Below are 19,484 nucleotides of genomic sequence, written 5' to 3'. Positions count from 1 at the left end.
GATCGGCGGTCGGGGCTTGTTGATAATGATTATCATGTGGAACATTCGAGCCGGGCCCCGAGCCCGGGGACCGAGCCGAACCGAAAGAGATGCGATGTCGCGCAGAGCGATCAGGACCGTTCGCCGATGGGCGGCCGCCGCCGTCCTCGGCACCCTGCTGGCCGGATGCGGGACGCCCGCCGAGGATTCCGGGGGCAAACCAGCCGACGCCGGACCGAAGGTGGACGTACGAGTCGAACCCATCAGTGCCGCACGGAAGATCACCGACGCCGCGGGCGTCACCGTCGCGACGCCGGCACCGCCCCGACGGGTGGTGTGCCTGGTCGCCCTCTGCGACGACATGCTCGCGGAACTCGGTATGACCCCGGTCGCCACCAACTCCCAGCTGCTGGCCCACCGCGACTTCCTCGGCAAGGAGAAGGCCGCGAAGATCCCCGTCGTACCCGGCGGGTTCCTCAGCCCCGAGGCGGAGGCGATCCTCTCCCACAAGCCGGACCTCGTCATCGGCCTCGAGGACACCCACGGCAAGCTCGCCCCCGCGCTGAAGGGCGCCACCGTCTTCTGGCCGGTCCAGCCGGGCGACTGGCAGGACAGTGTCGGCTGTCTGCGCAACCTCGCCGCGCTGACCGGCCGTACGCAGCAGGGCGAGAAGGCGGAACGCGCCTTCCGGCAGAAGCTCGCGGGCGCCGAGGCAGGCCGGAGCGACCTCACTTCGCTGATCATCTTCGGCAGTGACGAGAACTTCGGCGTCGCCACCCGCGGCAACGACGTCGCCGCCGGGGTCTTCCCGAAGATCTCCCACTACCCGTGGAAGAGCCGTGGCGTCGAAGGCACCTACAGCATGGAGGAGATCCTGGCGCGCGACGTCGACGTGCTCTTCGTGGAGACCCTGTCCTTCGGCGGCCCCGCGCAGGGCAAGCTGTCGGACAAGCTCGCCGAGAACCCGCTCTGGTCGCAGATCCCCGCCGTGAAGAACGGCAAGGTGTACGAGGTCGACTCCGAGGTGTGGGCCAAGGGACGCGGCACCCGGTCCCTGTCCGTCGTCCTCGACGAGGCCACGGCCAAGCTCAGGTGAGCCGCCGACTCGCCGTCGGCGGCGGGCTGCTGACTGCGGCGGTGCTGTGCGCTCTGTGCCTCGGCACACCGTACGTACCGCCGCTCGAACTTCCCGCCGCCGTCGGCGGCGACGGGCTCGCCGGCATCGTCGTCACCGAACTGCGGCTGCCCCGGCTCGTCCTGGCGCTCGTCGCCGGCGCCTGCCTGGGCGCCGCCGGCCTGGTGCTCCAGGAGGCACTGCGCAATCCGCTCGCCGTGCCCGAGATGCTGGGGGTGTCCTCCGGCGCCGCGCTCGGTGTCGCGGCGCCGCTGGTCCTCGCCGTGTCCGTACCGCTCGCCGTACAGCCGCTGCTCGCCCTCGGGGGAGCAGCCGTCGGAGGCGTACTGACCCTGCTCGCCGCCGGGTTCGGGCGCAGCCCCTCGGCCGTGCTGCTGACCGGGGCCGCGGTCGCCGCGGCACTGCAGGCGGCGCTGCTGGTCCTGATGGTGCTCGCCGACCAGCTCGACCTGCAGCTCATCTACCGCTATCTGCTGGGCAGTCTGTCCGCCCGCACCTGGGAGGACCTCGGCGGGATCTGGCCGTGGCTCGCGGCCGCCGTGCCCGCGCTGGTGCTGTGCGCACCGGTGCTGTCCGTACTGCGGCTCGGCGACGACGCCGCCCGGGCGCTCGGCGTCCGGGTGCGGCGCGCGCGGCTCGCCGCGCTCGCGATCTCCGTCCTGCTCATCGCACCGGTCGTCGCCGTGTGCGGCCCGGTGGCCTGGGTCGGCTTCCTCGCCCCCCATCTGGCCCGGCGGCTCAGCCCGCGGGCCGACGCGGTGCGCTGGCTGCCGTGGTCGGCGGCATGGGGCGCCGTGGCCGTGGCCTGCGCGGACCTTCCGGCCCGGCTCGCGCTGGCGCCCGTCGAGACGCCGGTGGGCGCCTGGACGGCACTGCTCGGCGTACCGGCCGGAGTGGCCCTCATGAGAAGAAGGGCGGCCACGGCATGAGAGCCGTCACCTCCTTCCTCGTACGGCGCCGGACGCTCGCCCTGTCCGCGCTGCTGGTCGCCGCCGTCGGCTGCGCCGACCTGGTGGCGGGGCGGGCGCTCGGCGCCGACGACGTGTGGCAGGTGCTCGGTGGTGCAGGCGACCCGGCCGCACGTCATGTGGTGCTCCGACTCCGGCTGCCCAGAATGCTGGTGGCGCTCGTCGCGGGCGCGAGCCTCGGACTCGCCGGCACGGTCCTGCAGTCCGCCCTGCGCAACCCGCTTGCCGGACCCGAGGTCACCGGCGTCACTCCGGGCGCGGTGCTCGGCGCCGTGGCCGCCACCGGGCTCGGGCTCGCGGGATGGCGGTCACCGACGGCCGTGGTGGTCGCGGCGTGCATCGGCGGGTTCGCGGGCGCCGGGCTGCTGTGGCTGCTGACCGGACGGCAGAAGTCCGACCCGGCGCAGACGGCCGTGCACGGCGTCCTCGTGTCGGCGGTCCTGTCCGGGCTCACCGCGATGGTCCTGCTCGTCGCGCCCGGGGAGCTCGGCAGCGTGGTCCAGTGGCTGGTCGGCTCCACCGAGGGGCGGGTGTGGCAGCACTGGGTCCTGCTGTGGCCCTGGGCCGCGGTGTGGGCGGTCGTGGCCTGCGTGCTGGCCGCGCCCCTGACACTGCTGCGCTGCGGCGACGAGCAGGCTGCCGCGGCCGGCCTCGCCCCCGGCCGCGCCCGCGCCGCGGCGCTGGTCTGTGCCGTCGCCCTCACGGCCGGTGCGGTCTCCGCCGTCGGAGCCCTGGGCTTCGTCGGACTGCTCGTCCCCCACCTCGCGTTCGCCCTCTTCGGCGCCGATCTGCGCCGCGCCCTGCCCGGCGCGGCGCTCCTCGGCGCCGCGGTCGTGACCGGCGCCGACGCCGGCGCGCAGTGGCTGTCGCGCGCGCTGGCGTCGGCTTTGGACGCGGACCGGTTGTCCGTCCCGACGGGCGCGCTGACGACGTGCGTGGGCGCGGCACTGCTGCTTGTGGTCGCCCGCCGCAGTGTGGGGCCCGAGTGACGGCGCGGTGGCGGGCCGGCCGGGGGGCGGCGGCGGGTGCGGTTGCGCGGCGCCTGCCGCGGTCCGCGCCCTCCCCGTACACCTGGCGGTGTGGGCGGTCCATCCCCATCCCGAACCGGGGGCTCCGTCCCCGCACCCCCGCGCCTGAAACGCCGGCGAGGCCGGTTTTTGCAACCCGCCCGGCGGCCCCCGGCCGCCCCGTCAGGGAGGACACCCATGACCACAGTCACCACCCGTTCCGACGCCGCCCCGGAACGGCCCGGCCGGCAGGGGACGGTGCGGACGGAGGGGCTGCGCTTCGGGTACGGGGGACGGGAGGTGCTCGCGGGGGTCGATCTCGACATCGGCGCGGGTGAATGTGTCGCGCTCGTCGGACTCAACGGCTGCGGCAAGAGCACCCTGCTGCGGCTCTGTGCCGGGCTGCTTCGGCCGGCGGCGGGACGGGTGCGTCTCGGCGGGGACGATCTCGCCCGCCTGTCGCGCAGGTCCGCGGCCCGCCGTGTCGCCCTGCTGCACCAGTCGGCGCCCGCCGTACCCGGCATGACGGTGCGCCAGCTCGTACGCCAGGGACGGTACGCCGCCCGGGGCCCGCTCGGGATGCTGCGGGACGGTGACGACGCCGTCTGCTCACGGGCCATGGCCGACGTGGGCGTTTCCGAGTGGGCGGAGCGGCCTGTCGACTCCCTCTCCGGCGGCGAGCGGCAGCGGGTACGGCTGGCCATGGCACTCGCGCAGGACACCCGCGTACTGCTGCTGGACGAGCCGACGACCTACCTCGACCTGCGTCATCAGCTCGAGGTCATGCAGACGGTCGTCCGGCTCCGCGAGGAGCGCGGGCTGACCGTGGTGATGGTGCTGCACGACCTCGGGCACGCCGCCCGGTTCGCCGACCGGATCGTTGCGCTGCGCGCCGGTGCCGTGGCTGTCGACGGGCCCCCGGAAGAGGTGGTGACGCCTCGTCTGCTCGCCGAGGTCCTCGGTGTGGCGGGGCGCGTGGGGCGAGATCCGGAGGGTGGGTGGCCGGTGTGTTACCCGGATCACCCGATGCCCGACGCAGAACTCTTGCAAAATGAAAATCATATTCATTAGTGTCTTGGCTGTGCCACCGGCCGGTCCGGCGGCACAGTCCGTACATCGACGAATGGAGAGTCAACTCATGGAGCAGCACAAGGTGTTCACCCCGATCGCCGAGCAGGGCCAGCTCGCCCACCTGTCCGCCACCCACTCCAACGCGCTCGTCGAGAACCCCTTCGACGACAACGCGGTCGCCGTCGAGACCGACAGCGACAAGTAAGCCCTCCTCGGGCCCCCCCGGAACACCGTTCCGGGCGGGCCCGACCCGCAGCGCACCCCCCTCGACCCCCTGGAGCACCCCGTGGCCACCGCGCGACTCGCCCCCGGCGTCGCCCTCGTCACCGTCCCCGGCCACGGCCTCGCGGTCCGGACCCAGGACGGCGAGTTCCTCCGTGTCGACACCGCTGGGGCCGACCAGGAGGCGCTCGTCGCCCATCTGACCCACGGCGGCGGCGAGGACACCGAACTCGCGCGCCTGCGGGCCGCGTTCGACGACGCCGGTCTTCTGGCTCGTACGGACGCCCCCCGCACCCCGCTTGCCGGACGTACCGTCCTCCTCCTCGGCGCTGCCGTGCTCACCGAGCCGCTCGCCCGTTTCGTACGGGCCGAGGGCGGCGACGTGCGCCACACGGAGCCGGACGGCCTCGGTGGCGGCGATCCGTCGACGGCCGTGGTCTGGTGCCTCGACTCGCCCGTCCCGCCCGGGCTCTGGGACAAGGCCGACGAACTGCCCGCCCTCGGCACCGCCTGGCTGCGCTGCCACCGGGAGGGCACGACGGTCTGGATCGAGCCGCTCGCCGCCGCCCGCGGCGATGTGACCTCGGCGGACGTACGCCTGCGGCGGCTGGCCGCGACCCCGGCCCACCGGGAACTCGCCGCCTACTGGGCCGGCTCCCGCACCGACGACACCGGCCCCGCCCACACCGCCGCATCCGCCGCCCTGACGGCCGCCCTGCTCACCGCCGACCTCATCGCCTGGGCAGCAGGCCGGACCGCGGCCCGCCGGCTGCGCCGGCTCGACCTGCGCGACCTCCACGTCACCGAACACCCGGTGCTGCCGGTACCGGCCGTCGCACCACTGTCGGACCGCTGACGCGATGAGGACCGCCTTTGTCCCCGTCTCCCGGGCCCGGCTGGCCACCGGCGTCCAACTGCCGGCCGGAGGCGGCCCGTTCCCGGCCGTGGTGCTGCGCACGCCGTACGGCCTGCACCGCCACCTCGACGAGGCCCGCGGCTGGGCGGCACGCGGCTTCGCAGCGGTGATCCAGGACGTCCGCGGCCGGTACGCGTCCGAGGGCGACTGGCACCCCTACCGGCACGAGGACGCCGACGGCGCCGCCACGCTCCGCTGGGTCCGCGGCCGCCACTGGTCCGACGGGCGCGTCGTCGCCGCCGGGGCGTCGTACGCCGCCCACTGCGCACTGGCGGCCACGACGAACGACGACCCGCAGAGCCGGCCGGACGCCGTGATCGCCGCGGTGCCCGCCCTCGGCCTCGCGGAGACGGCCCGCGAGGCCGGCGGGGTCGAGCGGCTGGCGGCCCGCGCGGGCTGGTGGGCGGCGCACGGGGACCGGCCCGACTCCGATGTCACCGCCCTCGACAAGGCCGTCGCCCAGGACCCCCGGCTGCTCGAACACCTGCCCCTGACCGCCTTCCCCGCGCGCCTCGGGCGCCCGCTGCCGTCCTGGGCCGCCCTGTGGGACGAGCCCCTGCGCCCAGCGCCCGTGCCCCACGCACCGATGCCGATCCTGGCGGTCGGCGGCACCCGTGACCCGTTCGCCGACGACACGCTGCGGCTCTGGGCCAACTGGCCCGGTCCCGCCCGGTTGCTCATCGGCCCGTGGGGCCACGGCCTGACCTCCGAACCCGCCCCCGAGGCACGACCCGGGCACCGGATCCGGCTCGGCGAGCTGTACGTACGGTGGGCGCGGGCCGCCCTCGACGGCACGCTTCCCCCCGGACGCCGGGGCGCGATCGCGCTCGGCGGCAGCGAACACTGGTACCCGGCCGAGCCTGAGGCGGGGGAGCGGACCAGCCGGCCGTTCGGTACGCCGAGCGGGCTGCGGCTCCTCCAGGGCGGCACGTTCGTCGCCGACCCCGAAAGACCGGTGCGCTCCGACGAGTTGAACGTGGAGCGCCGTGCGGTCCCGGACCGCGTCCTGCTCGTCACCCCGCCGCTGCCCCGGCCCGTCGACCTGGTCGGGACGGCGGAGGCGCGGCTGTGCGCCACCGCGGACACCCCCACCGCCGACTGGGCGGTGCGCGTCGTCGCCCTCGACCTGGCCGGCCACGCAGAACCGCTGGCCACCGGCATCGTCCGCCGGTCCGACCCGGTCGGCGCGGAAGCCGTGTTCCGGGTGCCGCTCGGCCTGGTGGCGCGCCGGCTGCCGGCGGGGTCCAGGCTGCGCGTGGAGGTGGCCGGGCACCACTTCCCCGCTCACGCCCGCAACCCGCACACCGGGGCGGACCCCGTGCACGCCACCCGCCTCGCCGCCTCCCGGAGGACCGTAGGGACGGCCGGCAGCAGCCTCCTGCTGCCCGTCCTCAGCGGCCGACGGCCCGTCGATCCCCTACAGGAGACCTGCAGTTGACCAGCACCCTGACCCTCGACGCCCTCGTGGACCCCGTCTGCGGACTGATACGCGGCGTCGAGCCCGTGCCGCACCCCTCCGGGGCGCCGCCCCGCTACACCGCCATGACCGCGGATGTCTGTGACGCACGCCGCTTCGGGGCGTGGCCGGCCGACCGGGTCTCGCTCGGCACCACGTTCGGCGATCCGGCGGGAGCACGGATCGCCGCCGTCGCGGAGGCCGTCGAGCGGTACTGCGGCAACCGGCTGCCCCCGCCAGGGCACCCCGACGCGCCCCGCCGGGCCACCGCCGCGCAGCTCGTGGCCGAGGGCCGCACCGTCTACGGGCCCGGCGAGCTGCCCGCCTATGCCGACTGGCAGTACGCACGCCCAGGCTTCGAGTACCGCCGCCTCACTCCCGACACCCCGGCGCTGTGGGCCCGGGCCCAGGAGAACGGGGATGAGTGCTGGGCGCCCGTCGCGCTCACCCACCTCAACTGGCGCCAGGGCGACCTGCGGTCCCTGACCCGCACCCACCATCTCAACTACGCCGGAATCGCCACCGGCCAAGGACTCGACGACGCCGTGGAAAGAGGGCTCCTGGAAGTCGTCGAACGCGACGCCCTCGAACTGTGGTGGCATCTCGACGGCCCCACCCGCGGCATCGAACCCGCCTCCGTCCCCGGCCTCGCCCGCGACCTCGAAGGGTGCGACCTCGACGTCTCCATCGTCGAGATGCCCTCCGAATTCGCTCCCTGCATGGCGGCCCTCGTGCACGATCCCGCACGCGGCATCCACGCCGCCGGCTTCGCCTGCCGCTACGACGCCGCGGAAGCGGCCCGCAAGGCGGTCCTGGAGGCCGTCCACACCTGGGTCTTCACCCAGGGCACCACCGACGCCGACGGCTGGGTCTTCCGCGCGATCGACGCAGGGATGCTGGCCCGCAGCCTCTACCTCGACCACCGGGCGGACCGCCGTTACCTCGACGACTGCGGCACCGACTTCCGGGCGGTGCGCGACCTGGGCGCCCACGTCCAGGTCTGGCTCGACCCGCGGATGACGCCGCTGGCCGACCGCTTCACCCGGCCGGCGCTCGGCGTCGTACCCGTCGACGCGGTGGCGAAGGGCAGCCGGGCCGCACTGGACGAGCGCCTCGCGGCGGGCGGTCACCGGGTCATCACGCTGGACCTGACCACGGAGGACGTCGCACAGACGCCGCTGCGGGTGGCCCGCGTGCTCGTCTCCGGCCTCATTCCCAACGCGCCCGCCGCCTTCGGCTACTTCGGCGCCCCGCGCTTCGCGCAGGCCGCGCTGGAACGCGGCTGGCGTGAACAAGCACCCGCCGGTCCGTGCGACTTCACCCTCGCCCCGCCCCCGCACATGTGAGGCCGTGATGGTGCACTCCGTCTCTGGCGCGCTGGCCCTCGCCAGGTCCGCGCAAACCCCCGGCCCGGACCTTCCGGCGGGGCCGGCGACCGTGCCGCTGCCGGGCGAGCCGCTGCCCGTCCCCTCCGGTCTCGACCGCCTGCTGCGGCTGTCGGTCGCGGGCGACAGGCTGCGGCCCGCGCCGTCGGCCGGCGGCCTGCACCCCGTCGACACGTACCTGCTGCTCGGGGCGGGCTGCGGGCTGCCGCCGGGCGTCTACGTCCACGACCCGGCGCACCACCGTCTGCACCGCCGCGGTTCGGCGCCGAAGCCGGCACCGGAGGGCGCCGTCGCGGTCCTGGGCGTGACCGCCCGCCGTACGGTGTCGCACTACGGCCACCGCGCATGGCCGTTGGTGCTGCTCGACGCGGGGCACGCGGCGGCCGCACTCGCCCTGGCAGGCGCGCCCAGGGTGTGCCTCGACGCGGACGGCCGACTGCTGTCGGCGGCGACCGGTGCCCAACGCGCCCTCGTCGCCGTGCAGTTGACGCCCCTCCTTGCACCGGACGCGCTCGCCCGCTGGGCCGCTCGCGGAAGCGGCAGGGGTGTCGCGCCGCCGGCCGGACCCGAGGTCCTGCGTACGGCGGTGGGCGTCCTCGGCGAACTCGCCGCGTCCGGCGACGGGTCCGGTACCTGGCAGGTTGCTCCCGGACCGTGGTTGCCGGACGCCATGCTGCTCTCCCGGCGCAGCGCGCCCCCGGGCCTTACCGGCCTGCCGTCCCGGACGGCCCTGGCGCGCGTCCTGGCGGCGGCACAGGCGGCGTCCCCGGAAGGACCGCAGTGGAGCATGGCGGTCGCCGGCGCCCGCCCCGGCCTGCTGACGGGTCCGTCCACGCCGGACGCCGCGCATCCCGCCCTGGCCGGGCGCTCGGAAGCGGCGCCCCGGGGCGCCACGGCGCCGGATCATGCTGTCGCCGAGCGCGAAGTGCGGCCGGCGTACGGCGCCGGGCCCGGCCGCGCCACCGCGCGGGACCGTGCCGCCTCAGGGCACCGGCCCACGGCCCGCCGCGGCACGGCCGCCGGGCCCCGGGTCGCCCTCCGGTCCCAGACCGCCCCCGCCGCAGAAGAACCACCGCCCCTCCGGCTCCGCCGCCTCGCCTCCGGCGACGTGCTGCCGACCCTCGCCCACTGGGCCGCCGGCCAGGGGTGGATCGCCCGGGCAGGTGCCGTGCTCCTCGCCCACGGCTGCCCGTCCGACGCCACACCCGCGCAGGTGCGGCGCGACCATCTCGCCGCCGGGTACGGCATCGGGCACGCCCAGGCCGTGGCCACCTCCCTCGGACTGCACTCGCGGCCCGTCGGCTCCTGGCAGTGCGCCGACCTCGGGGCCGCGCTCGGCGGGCCGGCCGGCCGGGACTGGGTGGTGCACGGGCTCGCCCTCGGCCGTACGACAGAAGGAGACGAACCGTCATGATGCTCCACCCGGAGCTGCTGCGCGCCGCCCGTATCGCGCGCCGCCCCCTGCTCGCGGCCACCGCCCTGCTCGCGGCCGTCGCGGCGACCCACCTTGCGCAGGCCGTGCTGCTCGCCCTCGCCCTCGCCGGTATCGCCCGCGGCGACACCGATGCGCTTCCGCTTCTGCTGGGCGCGGTGCTCGCCGCCGTGCTCGTGCGCGCCGGGCTCGTCCGGATGCAGCGCCGTACCGCCGTGGGCGCCGGGGCGGCGGTACGCACCGGTCTGCGCGACGAACTCCTCGTACGCCTCGGCCGGACCGGCCCCCGGCAGCAGGCCGGCGCCCGCGCCGGAGCCGTACGCGCCACGCTCGTCGACGGTGTCGAGGGTGTCGACGCCTACGTCTCGCGCTACCTGCCCCAGCTGCTGATCACCTGCGCCGTGCCGCCGCTGCTCCTGAGCGCCGTCGCCGCCGTCGAACCGTGGGCCGTCGTCGCCCTCGCCCCCGCGCTGGTGCTCGCGCTGTTCGCGCCGCGCTGGTGGGACAAGCTGCTGGAACGGCGCGGGCAACAGCACTGGGGCGCGTACGAGGCCCTGTCCGCCGACTACCTGGAGGCGCTCCAGGGCATGCCCTCGCTGCGGGCGGCGGGCGCCGTCGGGCGTACCAGGGCGCGGCTGGAGGAGCGTTCCGCGGCCCTGCACCGGGCCACGGTCGCCAAGCTCCGGGTCTCACTCGTCGACACCGGCATCACCGACCTCGCCGTGCAGGGCGGCACGGTCGCCGCGGCCCTCGTGGCGTGCACGGCGGCCGTCTCCGGGCAGGGGGCGCCGGCCGGTACGTACCTGGTGCTGATGCTGGCGTCCGAATGCTTCCGGCCGGTCAGGGACCTGTCCAGGGAGTGGCACTCGGGATATCTCGGGGTGTCGGCCGCCGACGGCATCGCCGAACTGCGCACCGAGGAAGGCGGCGTACCCGACGAGGGGCGGCGCGTCGCCGCGTGGCAGACGGCACCCGAAGTGCGTTTCGAGGACGTGCACTTCACCCATCCCGGTGGCCGCCGGCCGGCGCTGCGGGGCGTCTCCTTCACCGCCCCGGCCGGCCGGGTCACCGCGGTCGTCGGTCCGTCAGGCGCGGGCAAGTCCACGCTGCTCGCGCTGCTGCTCCGGCGCGCCGACCCGGACCGGGGCCGGGTCCTCGTCGACGGCGCCGACGCCGCCGCCTACACGCTCGACTCGCTGCGCCGCGGGGTCGCGGTCGTCTCCCAGGAGACATACCTCTTCCACGCCTCCGTCGCCGAGAACCTGCGGCTGGGCGCCCCCGGCGCGCGCGACACCGCGCTGCGGGACGCGGCCCGGTCGGCAGGGATCCACGACGAGATCGTCCGCCTGCCCGAAGGCTACGACACCCAGGTCGGCGAACGTGGTGCCACCCTGTCCGGCGGCCAGCGTCAACGTCTCGCCCTGGCAAGGGCGTTGCTGGCCGACGCGCCCGTGCTCGTGCTCGACGAGGCGACCAGTGCCGTCGACGAGCGTCGCGAGGCCCGCATCGTAGGGGAGCTGCTGCGGGCCGCCCGTGGCCGCACCTGCCTGGTCGTGGCGCACCGGCTCGACTCGGTGCGCCACGCCGACCGCATCGTCGTCCTGGACGGCGGCCGGGTGGACGCCGTCGGCGACCACGCCGGTCTGCTGAGCGGCGAGGGCGTGTACGCGCGTCTCGTCGCGGCCGGACACACCGCCGAAGGAAAAGCCGCATGAATCCCGAACGCGGCGCGCTGCGCGCCCTGTTGCCGGTGCTCGGCGCCCACCGGGCCATGACCGTCCGTACGTTCGGCGCCGCCCTCGTCGACCAGGCGGCGCTCGTCGCCCTGGTCACGCTCGTCGCGCACACGGTGGGTACCGCAGTCGTCGAACGGCAGGCCCCCGGGCCCGGCACGGTGGCCGCCCTGCTGGTGCTCGTCACGGCCCGGGCACTCGCCACCTGGCGCGAGATGGACCTCTCGCACGACCTCGCCTACCGCGTTCTCGCGGAAATGCGCATCCGTGTCTTCGACGGCCTCGCGCGCAGCGCGCCCGCGCGCGTCGGAGGGCGGCGCAGCGGGGACCTGGCGTCGGCGGCACTCGGGGACGTGGAGGCGCTGGAATTCTTCTACGCGCATGCCGTGGCCCAACTGGCGGCATCCGGCACGGTTTTCGGCGGCGGCACGGTGGCTCTCGCGCTGCTCGACCCCTGGCTGCTGATCGCCGTGCTGCCCGTCGCGGCGCTCCTCGTCCTCGCACCGCTGCTGGAGTCCCGCGGCCGCGCGGCGCGCGGCGCCCGTACCCGGGCCGCGGCCGCCGACCTGTCCGCGGAGACCGTCGAGACGGTCGACGGGCTGCGCGAACTGCTGGCGTTCGGCGCGCTGGACACCCGGCGCGAACGTCTCCGCGCCCACGGCCGCCGGCTCGGCGACGCCCAACGCGCCGAGCAGGCCTGGGAGGCGGACGCCTCAGCCATGCGCGACCTCCTCGTGGTCGCGGCCGTCGTCGGCGTCGTCCTGGCGGCGGCGCACACCGTCTCCGGCGCGTGGGCGCCCGCCGCGATGGCCCTCGCGCTGGGTGTGCTCGCGCCCGTCGCCGACTCGGCCGCCGCACTGGGGCAGGCGGGCGGGCTGCGGGCGGCGGCGGCCCGGGTGGGCGCCGCCGTGCGGGCACCGGCAGGCGCGCCGGCGCCCGCGGCGCCGTGGCCGGTGCCCGAGGGGCCGCTCGGCCTCCGGCTGCGGGACGTTCGCTTCGACTACGGCGGCCGGGCCGTGCTCGACGGCGTGGACCTGACGATCCGGCCCGGCGAGACGCTCGCCCTCGTCGGCGTCTCCGGCGCCGGCAAGTCCACGTGTGCGCACCTGGTGGCGCGGTTCTGGGACCCGGCGGGCGGGGCGGTGGAACTCGTTCCTGCCGCCGGACCGCCGGTCGACCTCCGGGACGTGGCGGAGAGCGATCTGCGCCGCGCGGTGGCCGTCGTCGGCCAGGACGCGCCGCTGTTCCACGGCACGCTGGCGGACAACCTCCGCCTCGCCGCACCGGAGGCGACGGACGACGAACTGGCCGACGTCGCCCGCCGCACCGGGGTCGACCGCATCGCCGACGGCTACGACACGCCCGTCGGCGAGCGCGGTAGCACCCTCTCGGGCGGCCAGCGTGCCCGTATCGCCCTGGCCCGGGCCCTGCTGACCCACCCAAGGGTGCTTGTCCTCGACGAGACGACGGCGAACCTCGACACGGAGGGCGACGCGGCGGTCTCGGCCGCCCTGCGGGACGGTGCGCCGTCCCGAACGACGCTGCTGATCGCCCACCGCCCGTCGACGATCCGCCGCGCGGACCGGATCGCGGTCCTGGAAGCGGGCAGGGTGGTGCAGACGGGCACGTGGGAGGAACTGATGCGAGAGGGAGGCGCGTTCGCGCGAGTGGTGGCGCGGGGGCGACCGCATCACGGCTGACGACTTCGGTTTCGACCCGCCGGGAAGAGGTCGCACGGCCGGTCGCCGGAGCCCGCCGCTCGAGATCGGCTCCGCCCACGAGGAGTTGCGGCCCAGGCTGCACGCCGGGCGCATCCCGAACGGCGCATCGCAGTCGGCGCCCCGTGGCCCATCTCCTCCCCTCGCTGCGAGACGACCGTCTCCGCGACGCGTCACTGACCCCGCCGCGCTCCGCGTGAGTGGAGGCGGCTCGGCAGGCGGCCGCCGGGCGGCATCAGGAGACGCCGGATCCCCAGCTCCGAATGCTTCGGGAACGACCCTCCACCGGAGCAAGGTCCGGACGGAGTCCGCGGATGGCGGAGCCACACATCGGGACAGCGGGAAGGCGCGGGGCTCGGGAAAGGCCCGCGGCGGGCGGAGCCACCCGCCCGCAGTGACGCGAACCCGTCAGCTCATCCGCAACGCCAGGAAGAAGTCCAGCTTGTCCTCCAGCCGCGACAGATCCCGCCCCGTCAGCTGTTCGATCCGCCCGACCCGGTACCGCAGCGTGTTCACATGCAGGTGCAGGCGGGTCGCGCACCGCGTCCAGGAGCCGTCGCAGTCCAGGAACGCCTCCAGCGTGGGGATGAGCTCCGCACGGTGACGGCGGTCGTAGTCCCGCAGCGGATCCAGCAGCCGTGCGGTGAAGGCGCGGCGCACGTCGTCCGGGACGAACGGCAGCAGCAGGACGTGCGACGCCAGTTCGTGGTGGCCGGCCGCGCAGACCCGGCCCGGGCGCGCCGCCGCGACCCGGCGGGCGTGCCTGGCCTCTTCCAGTGCGCCGCGCAGGCCCTCCGCGGAGTGCACGGCGGCGCTGACGCCCAGCGTGAGCCGGCCGTCGTCGGCGAGGCCCGCGGCCAGCGGGGCGCGTACGGACTCCAGGAGCGCGTCGGCGTGCAGACCGGCCTCGGAGGACGGCGGGGCCTCGTCGTCCAGGCCGCCGAGGCTCACGGCAGGCAGTGGAACGAGCGCGATGGCCTCGTCGCCGGTGTGGGCGACCGCGATCCGGTCCGCGGAGTCCGGCCCGGCCGCCGACGGGTCCACGAGGATCTCCTCGAGGAGTGACTGGGCGACCGGCCCCGTCTCGACGGCCGCGTCGTCGCCCCAGTCGACCCGGGCGACGACGACCTGCCAGTGCGGTGCGCTCCCCAGCCCCGGTAGCAGCACGGGTGCGGCGACCCGCAGCCGCGCCGCGATCTCCGCGGGGGCCGCGCCACTCTGGACGAGCTCCAGGACCTCCTGGGCGAGCCGCCGCCGCACCGTACGGGCCGCCTCGCGCCGGTCGCGTTCGACGGCGATCAGCTGGGTGACGCCCTGCAGCAGGTCGAGTCGTGCGGCCGGCCAGTCAGCGGCGTCGGCCTCCACGGCGAGCAGCCAGTCGGACAGCACGCTCTCCCGTACGTCCCTGACGGCGGAAGCGGCCCCTCGCCCGTTGTTACGGATCGGGAAGAGCGAGTACGTCACGCCTCGTGCGACGGCCCGGTGAGGGGCCCGTCGGCCGTGGCGTACGGCGGCCAGGTGTTCACCGGCGAGGGCCGCGCCCACCTCGGCCGGGAGCCCGTCACGGGCGCCCGCGATCTGTCGTCCGGTGGGGGACAGGACCCATGCCCTCAGGTCGAGGTCGGAGCCGAGCAGGTCCAGGACGGCGTCCGGTCCGCCACCCGCGGGGCCGGAGGTCATCAGCCGCCTGTGTCTGTCGACGACAGCGGCGAGGTCACCCGCACGTTCCCCGGAGACCTGCCGTACGACGTACTCGGTGATCGTCGCGAACGCAACGGACTCGTTCACTGCGAACAGTGGGAGCCGGTGGCGCAAACACGCCTGGACGAGATCGTCGGGGACGTCCCCGAGCTCCGCCTCGCCCGCCGCGAGCCCGGCGACCTGGGCGCCGGCGAGGATGCGGACGAACGGCTCGGAGTCCTCCTCGGTGCGCCGCCAGGCGAGCCCGGTGAGCACCAGTTCGCCTCCGGAGAGGTACCGGCTGGGGTCGCGCAGGTCCGTGGTCATCACACCCCGTACCCCGCGGTCGAGCTCGTCCTCGCCGCCGAGCAGCCGCAGCCCCAGCGCGTCGTTGTCCAACAGTGCGCGCAGCCGCATGTCGTCGCCGCCGATCTGTCTCGTTGTTGCCGGTCCTGGCCAGAGACCCGTGGCCACGGTTTCCAGGGGGAAACGGTGAGGTTGCTGATCTCCGCCTTTCGTTCGAATCTACAAGACGAGGGAGGTGGCCAGCCAACTCCTTCGGTGTTTCGGTGACTGCACCGGCCGGATCGCGCCTTGTGTACTGGACCACACCGCGTGAGCAGCAGATGAACGACGGCACAGACAAGTCGAGGGCCGGCCGTCCCGGGCCCGTTGCGACGAACGACCCCGATTGAGAAGAAGAGAGCCACTCATGGACTTCCTTCGCCCCGCCAGCTGGGAGGAGGCGCTCGCCGCCAAGGCCGAGCACCCCACCGCTGTGCCCATCGCGGGCGGCACCGATGTGATGGTCGAGATCAACTTCGACCACCGCAGGCCGGAGTACCTCCTGGACCTCAACCGCATCGGTGAGCTCACCGAGTGGGAGGTCGGCGGCGAGAACGTCCGGCTGGGTGCCTCTGTCCCGTACACCGCGATCATGGAGAACCTGCGCGCAGAGCTGCCCGGTCTGGCGCTCGCCTCGCACACCGTAGCCTCCCCGCAGATCCGTAACCGCGGCGGCGTAGGCGGCAACCTCGGCACCGCGTCCCCGGCCGGTGACGCCCACCCGGCGCTGCTCGCCGCGGGCGCCGAGGTCGAGGCCGAGTCGGTGCGCGGCTCGCGCATGATTCCCATCGACGAGTTCTACACGGGCGTCAAGCGCAACGCGCTCGCCGCCGACGAGCTCATCAGGGCCGTGCACATCAAGAAGGCCGACGGCCCGCAGCAGTACTCCAAGGTGGGTACCCGCAACGCCATGGTCATCGCCGTGTGCGCGTTCGGTCTCGCCCTGCACCCCGAGACCCGCACCGTGCGCACCGGTATCGGGTCCGCCGCCCCCACCCCGGTGCGGGCGCGGGCCGCGGAGGACTTCCTGAACGCCGCGCTCGAGGAAGGCGGATTCTGGGAGAGCGGGAACATCATCACCCCGTCGGTCGCCAAGCAGTTCGCGCAGCTCGCATCCGGCGCCTGCAACCCGATCGACGACGTGCGCGGCACGGCGAAGTACCGCCGCCACGCGGTCGGCATCATGGCCCGCCGCACGCTCGGCTGGACCTGGGAGCAGTACCGCGGCACCGCCCGCACCCTTGAAGGAGCTGCATAACGATGCGCGTCAATTTCACCGTCAACGGACGCCGGCAGGAAGCGGACGACGTCTGGGAGGGCGAGAGCCTGCTGTACGTCCTGCGTGAGCGGTTGGGCCTGCCCGGCTCCAAGAACGCATGTGAACAGGGCGAATGCGGCTCCTGCACGGTCAGACTCGACGGCGTCCCGGTCTGTTCCTGCCTGGTCGCCGCCGGCCAGGTCGAGGGCCGCGAGGTCGTCACCGTCGAGGGGCTGGCCGACTTCGCCAGGCAGCGCGAGCAAGGATCCTGCGCGAGCGGCGCCTGCGGCACCAGCCTCCAGGACGCCCAGAGCTGGAGCGCCGCGCCTCGTGACGGCGTCACCGACTCGCAGACCGGCGAGGGCACCGAGCTCTCCCCGATCCAGCAGGCGTTCATCGACGCGGGCGCCGTGCAGTGCGGTTTCTGCACCCCCGGCCTGCTGGTCGCCGCCGACGAGATGCTCGAGCGCACCCCGTCCCCCTCGGACGAGGACATCCGCGAGGCCCTGTCCGGCAACCTCTGCCGCTGTACCGGTTACGAGAAGATCCTGGACGCCGTCCGCCTCGCGGCCGCCCGTCAGGAGCGCAAGGAAGAGGCGGTCTGACCATGGCGACCACCGGTACACCCACCAACCTCACGCAGAAGACCAGGGGCGGCATCGGCGAGTCCACGCTCCGCCCCGACGGCACCCTCAAGGTCACCGGCGAGTTCGCGTACTCCTCGGACATGTGGCACGAGGACATGCTCTGGGGCCAGATCCTGCGCTCCACCGTCGCGCACGCCGAGATCGTCTCCATCGACACCTCCGAGGCCCTCGCCCAGGCCGGCGTCTACGCCGTCCTCACCTATGAGGACCTGCCGACCGAGGTCAAGAACTACGGCCTGGAGATCCAGGACACCCCGGTCCTGGCCAACGGCGTCGTACGCCACCACGGCGAGCCCGTGGCGCTGGTCGCCGCCGACCACCCGGAGACCGCGCGCCGCGCCGCCGCCAAGATCAGGGTGGAGTACAGGGAGTTGCCCGTCGTCACCGACGAGGCCTCCGCGACCGCCCCCGACGCGCCGCTGCTGCACCCGGGCCGCGACGACCACCACGCCGGGCACGTCCCGCACCCGAACATCGTGCACCGTCAGCCCATCGTCCGCGGCAACGCCGACGAGGCCGCCGGGCGCGCCGATGTGATCGTCTCCGGCGAGTACGTCTTCGGCATGCAGGACCAGGCCTTCCTCGGCCCCGAGTCCGGTCTCGCCGTGCCGGCCGAGGACGGCGGTGTCGACCTGTACGTGGCCACCCAGTGGCTGCACTCGGACCTTCGCCAGATCGCGCCCGTCCTCGGCCTGCCCGAGGACAAGGTGCGGATGACACTCTCCGGCGTCGGCGGGGCGTTCGGCGGCCGCGAGGACCTGTCGATGCAGATCCACGCCTGCCTGCTGGCGCTGCGCACCGGTAAGCCGGTCAAGATCGTCTACAACCGGTTCGAGTCCTTCTTCGGCCATGTCCACCGGCACCCGGCGAAGCTCTGGTACGAGCACGGAGCCACCAGCGACGGCAAGATCACGCACATGAAGTGCCGGATCGTGCTGGACGGCGGCGCCTATGCCTCCGCCTCCCCGGCCGTCGTCGGCAACGCCTCCTCCCTCTCGGTGGGCCCGTACGTCATCGACGACGTCGACATCGAGGCCATCGCCCTCTACACCAACAACCCGCCCTGCGGCGCCATGCGCGGTTTCGGCGCGGTCCAGGCCTGCTTCGCCTACGAGGCGCAGATGGACAAGCTGGCCAAGGCCCTCGACATGGACCCCGTCGAGTTCCGGCAGCTCAACGCCATGGAGCAGGGCACCCTGCTGCCGACCGGGCAGGCGGTCGACTCACCGGCCCCGGTCGCCGAGCTGCTGCGCCGGGTCAAGGCCCGCCCGCTGCCGCCCGAGCGCCAGTGGGAGACCACCGAGGGCGCGGACGTGCGCGCTCTGCCCGGCGGCCTGTCCAACACCACGCACGGCGAGGGCGTCGTCCGAGGTGTGGGCTACGCGGTCGGCATCAAGAACGTCGGCTTCTCCGAGGGCTTCGACGACTACTCCACGGCCAAGGTGCGCATGGAGGTCATCGCGGGCGAGCCCGTCGCCACCGTGCACACCGCGATGGCGGAGGTCGGCCAGGGAGGTGTCACCGTCCACGCGCAGATCGCCCGCACCGAGCTCGGCGTCAGCCAGGTCACCATCAGCCCGGCCGACACCCAGGTCGGCTCCGCCGGCTCCACGTCCGCCTCCCGCCAGACGTACGTCACCGGCGGCGCCGTGAGGAACTCCTGCGAGCTGGTCCGCGAGAAGGTCCTCGAGATCGGCCGCCGCAGGTTCGGCTCGTACCACCCGGCGTGGGCCACCGCCGAGTTGCTGCTCGAGAGCGGCAAGGTCGTCACCGACGGCGGCGAGGTGCTGGCCGACCTCGTGGACGTGCTGGAGGGGGAGGCCGTCGAGATCGAGGCCGAGTGGCGGCACCGCCCCACACAGGCGTTCGACCTCCGTACGGGACAGGGCAACGGCCACGTCCAGTACTCGTTCGCCGCGCACCGCGCGGTCGTCGAGGTGGACACCGAACTGGGGCTCGTGAAGGTGATCGAGCTGTCCTGTGCCCAGGACGTCGGCAAGGCCCTCAACCCGCTGTCCGTGATTGGCCAGATCCAGGGTGGTACCACCCAGGGCCTGGGCATGGCGGTCATGGAGGAGATCATCGTCGACCCGAAGACCGCCAAGGTCAGGAACCCGTCCTTCACGGACTATCTGATCCCCACCATCCTCGACACGCCGACCATCCCGGTCGACGTGCTCGAACTTGCCGACGACCACGCGCCCTACGGGCTGCGCGGCGTCGGCGAGGCCCCGACCCTGTCGTCCACCCCGGCCGTCCTCGCGGCGATCCGGAACGCGACGGGTCTGGAGCTCAACAGGACGCCGGTGCGCCCCGAGCACCTCACCGGCACCTGATCCGATTCCCCCCACGCTCTCCGGGCGGTGCGCGCCATGCCTCCAAGGAACCTCCCCGTTCCCCGCCTGCCCGTGCCGCCCGGAGAACCGCACCACCGCAGCACCACCGCAGTTCCCGTTCCACCCGCGCAAGTCTCGGGCCGTCCCCCGGGTCGTGCCGCCAAGCAGCATCCCAAATCCCGCCATCCCCGAACCA

Annotated in this window: 15 protein-coding genes; 14 read left to right on the top strand and 1 reads right to left on the bottom strand. The window is 74.4% G+C overall.

Features of this window, described 5'->3' with window-relative positions:
* Positions 1-94 precede the first annotated feature (94 nt).
* From IE198_RS03660 to IE198_RS03610, 11 genes are all read left to right on the top strand, one after another.
* Positions 95-1,075, top strand: a complete 981-nt coding sequence (locus IE198_RS03660) for an ABC transporter substrate-binding protein (RefSeq protein ID WP_189882469.1) — start codon at positions 95-97, stop codon at positions 1,073-1,075.
* On the top strand, positions 1,072-2,043 hold the full coding sequence (locus IE198_RS03655) for a FecCD family ABC transporter permease (protein ID WP_229833710.1): 972 nt from the start codon (positions 1,072-1,074) through the stop codon (positions 2,041-2,043). The genes IE198_RS03660 and IE198_RS03655 overlap by 4 nt, the downstream gene beginning before the upstream one ends.
* Positions 2,040-3,071 (top strand): FecCD family ABC transporter permease, encoded by a 1,032-nt coding sequence (locus IE198_RS03650; RefSeq protein ID WP_189882467.1) that lies wholly within the window; start codon positions 2,040-2,042, stop codon positions 3,069-3,071. The genes IE198_RS03655 and IE198_RS03650 overlap by 4 nt, the downstream gene beginning before the upstream one ends.
* Before the next feature lie 216 nt (positions 3,072-3,287).
* Entirely contained in the window at positions 3,288-4,160 is an 873-nt protein-coding gene (locus IE198_RS03645; RefSeq protein ID WP_189882465.1) for an ABC transporter ATP-binding protein, read from the top strand.
* A gap of 67 nt (positions 4,161-4,227) precedes the next feature.
* Positions 4,228-4,365: a streptamidine family RiPP gene (gene amiA, locus IE198_RS03640; RefSeq protein WP_189882463.1), complete on the top strand. Its 138-nt coding sequence runs from the start codon at positions 4,228-4,230 to the stop codon at positions 4,363-4,365.
* 81 nt (positions 4,366-4,446) lie between these two features.
* Entirely contained in the window at positions 4,447-5,238 is a 792-nt protein-coding gene (locus tag IE198_RS03635; protein ID WP_189882461.1) for a hypothetical protein, read from the top strand.
* 4 nt (positions 5,239-5,242) lie between these two features.
* Entirely contained in the window at positions 5,243-6,736 is a 1,494-nt protein-coding gene (locus tag IE198_RS03630; protein WP_189882459.1) for a CocE/NonD family hydrolase, read from the top strand.
* Entirely contained in the window at positions 6,733-8,100 is a 1,368-nt protein-coding gene (locus IE198_RS03625) for a YcaO-like family protein (RefSeq protein WP_189882457.1), read from the top strand. The genes IE198_RS03630 and IE198_RS03625 overlap by 4 nt, the downstream gene beginning before the upstream one ends.
* 7 nt (positions 8,101-8,107) lie before the next feature.
* Positions 8,108-9,553, top strand: coding sequence for a nitroreductase family protein (locus tag IE198_RS03620; protein WP_189882455.1), 1,446 nt, complete (start codon positions 8,108-8,110; stop codon positions 9,551-9,553).
* The gene (locus IE198_RS03615; RefSeq protein ID WP_189882453.1) at positions 9,550-11,286 is read left to right on the top strand and encodes an ABC transporter ATP-binding protein/permease; all 1,737 of its coding nucleotides are present in this window, start codon (positions 9,550-9,552) and stop codon (positions 11,284-11,286) included. The genes IE198_RS03620 and IE198_RS03615 overlap by 4 nt, the downstream gene beginning before the upstream one ends.
* Positions 11,283-13,004, top strand: coding sequence for an ABC transporter ATP-binding protein (locus tag IE198_RS03610; RefSeq protein ID WP_189882451.1), 1,722 nt, complete (start codon positions 11,283-11,285; stop codon positions 13,002-13,004). The genes IE198_RS03615 and IE198_RS03610 overlap by 4 nt, the downstream gene beginning before the upstream one ends.
* A gap of 426 nt (positions 13,005-13,430) precedes the next feature.
* Here IE198_RS03610 and IE198_RS03605 read toward each other — a convergent pair whose 3' ends face one another.
* Entirely contained in the window at positions 13,431-15,119 is a 1,689-nt protein-coding gene (locus tag IE198_RS03605; RefSeq protein ID WP_189882449.1) for a PucR family transcriptional regulator, read from the bottom strand.
* 295 nt (positions 15,120-15,414) lie between these two features.
* On the opposite strand from IE198_RS03605, the gene IE198_RS03600 reads away from it, so the two are divergent.
* Genes IE198_RS03600 through IE198_RS03590 form a run of 3 tightly spaced genes read left to right on the top strand, consistent with a single transcriptional unit; the run spans position 15,415 to position 19,288 of the window.
* The gene (locus IE198_RS03600; RefSeq protein WP_189882447.1) at positions 15,415-16,305 is read left to right on the top strand and encodes an FAD binding domain-containing protein; all 891 of its coding nucleotides are present in this window, start codon (positions 15,415-15,417) and stop codon (positions 16,303-16,305) included.
* Positions 16,306-16,307: 2 nt separating this feature from the next.
* Complete coding sequence (locus IE198_RS03595; RefSeq protein WP_189882445.1) at positions 16,308-16,910, top strand: (2Fe-2S)-binding protein; 603 nt, start codon at positions 16,308-16,310, stop codon at positions 16,908-16,910.
* Between the two features lie 2 nt (positions 16,911-16,912).
* Positions 16,913-19,288, top strand: coding sequence for a xanthine dehydrogenase family protein molybdopterin-binding subunit (locus IE198_RS03590; protein ID WP_189882443.1), 2,376 nt, complete (start codon positions 16,913-16,915; stop codon positions 19,286-19,288).
* Positions 19,289-19,484: the final 196 nt, after the last annotated feature.

Origin of the sequence: Streptomyces xantholiticus (assembly GCF_014651015.1) — a bacterium.
GTDB classification, from domain to species: Bacteria; Actinomycetota; Actinomycetes; order Streptomycetales; family Streptomycetaceae; genus Streptomyces; species Streptomyces xantholiticus.
Note: the sequence above shows the minus strand (reverse complement) of the source record. Positions and strands in the feature narration are given on the sequence as shown.

What these genes read in the sequence shown, in the direction of transcription:
- IE198_RS03660 (WP_189882469.1), top strand. Translation starts at nt 95, where the DNA reads ATGTCGCGCAGAGCGATCAGGACCGTTCGCCGATGGGCGGCCGCCGCC.
- IE198_RS03650 (WP_189882467.1), top strand. Translation starts at nt 2,040, where the DNA reads ATGAGAGCCGTCACCTCCTTCCTCGTACGGCGCCGGACGCTCGCCCTG.
- IE198_RS03645 (WP_189882465.1), top strand. Translation starts at nt 3,288, where the DNA reads ATGACCACAGTCACCACCCGTTCCGACGCCGCCCCGGAACGGCCCGGC.
- amiA (WP_189882463.1), top strand. Translation starts at nt 4,228, where the DNA reads ATGGAGCAGCACAAGGTGTTCACCCCGATCGCCGAGCAGGGCCAGCTC.
- IE198_RS03630 (WP_189882459.1), top strand. Translation starts at nt 5,243, where the DNA reads ATGAGGACCGCCTTTGTCCCCGTCTCCCGGGCCCGGCTGGCCACCGGC.
- IE198_RS03620 (WP_189882455.1), top strand. Translation starts at nt 8,108, where the DNA reads ATGGTGCACTCCGTCTCTGGCGCGCTGGCCCTCGCCAGGTCCGCGCAA.
- IE198_RS03615 (WP_189882453.1), top strand. Translation starts at nt 9,550, where the DNA reads ATGATGCTCCACCCGGAGCTGCTGCGCGCCGCCCGTATCGCGCGCCGC.
- IE198_RS03610 (WP_189882451.1), top strand. Translation starts at nt 11,283, where the DNA reads ATGAATCCCGAACGCGGCGCGCTGCGCGCCCTGTTGCCGGTGCTCGGC.
- IE198_RS03605 (WP_189882449.1), bottom strand. Translation starts at nt 15,119, where the DNA reads ATGCGGCTGCGCGCACTGTTGGACAACGACGCGCTGGGGCTGCGGCTG.
- IE198_RS03600 (WP_189882447.1), top strand. Translation starts at nt 15,415, where the DNA reads ATGGACTTCCTTCGCCCCGCCAGCTGGGAGGAGGCGCTCGCCGCCAAG.
- IE198_RS03595 (WP_189882445.1), top strand. Translation starts at nt 16,308, where the DNA reads ATGCGCGTCAATTTCACCGTCAACGGACGCCGGCAGGAAGCGGACGAC.
- IE198_RS03590 (WP_189882443.1), top strand. Translation starts at nt 16,913, where the DNA reads ATGGCGACCACCGGTACACCCACCAACCTCACGCAGAAGACCAGGGGC.